At 59.1% G+C, this 2,199-nt stretch carries 1 protein-coding gene; it reads right to left on the bottom strand.

All coding sequences use genetic code 11. From position 1 onward, the window contains the following. Positions 1-6: 6 nt before the first annotated feature. Positions 7-1,362, bottom strand: a complete 1,356-nt coding sequence (locus H5U08_RS16495) for a nucleotide pyrophosphatase/phosphodiesterase family protein (protein ID WP_297035559.1) — start codon at positions 1,360-1,362, stop codon at positions 7-9. Between the last annotated feature and the right edge of the window lie 837 nt (positions 1,363-2,199).

Genomic DNA, 2,199 nt, shown 5'->3' with positions numbered 1-2,199 from the left:
ATGGGATCAATCGAACGTCGTCAATCGCATGCCAAAATGTTTTAACACCACGTGGAACACGTCGGTATCCCGGGCAGGCTCCGGCGGCAGTATTCCCGGGTGGGAGCTGATCAGCACCGTCCGCTGGGACTTATCGCGAACGGGCGCACCGTGCGATCCCTGAACCAGTTCCGCCTTCAGAGGAATACCCCGGGTGTTGGGATCAAAAAACAGTTCGACGGGATCATACCCAGGTTTGCGGTGGATGTCCACCTTCCTGGCGAACGGGGGTGCCAGGTGATCCTCCAGCCAGTAGTAGTACGCGAACCACGCATCCGGCTGCGCACTGAGAATGACCTCTCCGCTCCGCGGATGGTTGAGGTGGTACCGCGATCGTTCTTCCAGGGCCAGTACCTCGTCCACACCGGGAAGACCTCGGAAAAGCCCCACCACTCTTTCAATCACGTCAGGCTCGGCATCTTTTACGTAGATATGCGCCACCTGGTGATCGGCCAGGGCCCAGGCCGCACTGTTTTCGGTGTCAAGGTACTCCCCGTCTTTTTCTTCACGCACCTTCAGCAGGCCGGCTTCCCGGAGAATTCGGTTGGGATACACAACCCGTTCCACGGGAGTGATGACGTATTCTCCGGCAACCAGCCAGAGAGGGTCTCCATCGTAGGCGTCGCGGAGACCGGTCATCAATCGGCCGAGGACTTCGTCCAGTTCCTGGACGGCTTTCATCGCGGCGGCACTCTCCGGGCCATCCCGCTGTGCCGCGTAGTCCAGACGAGGAAGATAGATGTAGAAAAAGTTTGGCCGATATTCCTGCGCAAGCAGGATGGCGGATTCCACGATCCAGCGCGTACTCTCGATGTTGGCCAGCGGTCCCCAAAAGCGATGCAGGGGGAAATCCCCCAGGGCCTCCCGCAGTTTCAGATAGAGGTCCTCCGGGCGTGTGTAACACCAGAGGGTCTCGGTGCCGTCGGGATTGTGGATCGGGGCAGGCGTGCAGATGTACTCGGCTCCGCACTCTTTGGAATGGAGAGGAAACCAGGCCGCACTCACCAGGCCCCGCTCATGATGATAGAGAAAGTCCCACAGTTGCGGTGCCTCGATGCAATCATTGGGAGACGTCCACATCTCCACTTCGTCGCGCTCCCGCCAGTAAAATCCGTTGGCGATCACTCCGTGTTTATCGGGAAGTCGTCCCGTCGTCATATTCGCCTGCACGGGACAGGTGACGGCGGGAAAGCTGGGGACCAAATCCACAATCTCCCCGCCCGCGGTCATTTCCCGGAGGTTTTCCATCCGGGCGACATCTTTTTCCCGCAAATGAGGTAACGACAGAAGCACGACATAGTCATCGAGTTTGGCAGTGCTCATCGGCTGTATCTCACTGTGTCAATGTTCCTTGCGCCGCTTTCGTGTGACATTCCTTTTCTGAATTTGCCATTTTTATCACACACGGGGGACCCCGACAATTGCTGATGGGCCTTTTCTGGCGCCGATGGCGACGCCGCCGTCCACAGCGGTTCTTGCGGGAGCGACATTCAACCCGGAGGGACGTGCACGTCCGGCCCGTATCTGGAGGGACCCGAATCCGGAGGGACCCGCTTGTCGGGTCCGTCGTTTAACGTTTGATCATCCATTGCCTCTCCGCGGGGACTGAAGTCCCGCGCCGAAAGCGGGGCTAAAGCCCCGCACTCCATATGGAGTGCGGCGATTTATCGCCGCTTTTGCGTGAAGGCTTTAGCCTTCACAACCTTACCGTTGGCCCGGATGATGCCGGGCCCGCCAATCCACCCCATGAACGGGATGAAACTACGTGACCCGTCGGGGTGGAACCCGACCCTTCAATCCACACAACGGAGGGACCCGCTCGTCGGGTCCGATGAACACCGACTGATGATCGATCCCGCTTCAACGGGCACGACAAGCGTGCCCCTCCGAACGATTTCTCGGAGGGACGTTCCTGTCACGTCCGTCGTTTAACGTTGGATCCTCCATTCCCATTCCCCGGGCACGACGAGCGTGCCCCTTCGGCGTTGGCTGGTTGTTTTGCATGGGATGCCGGGCGATTAGAATGGGAAATGTCCCGGCCAGTGGTCGGCCGGTGGTGGTATTTGTCCTCTGGCCAGAGGGGCTTCCAAATGGACGATGTCGTACGGGCATTTTTAGAAAACGAGCAACGGCTCCGGCTCGTCAGGCGAATTGGACGGG

It is taken from the genome of Thermogutta sp. (assembly GCF_014359955.1).
Taxonomy (GTDB): Bacteria; Planctomycetota; Planctomycetia; order Pirellulales; family Thermoguttaceae; genus Thermogutta.
This window is presented reverse-complemented; position numbering and strand designations above follow the sequence as displayed.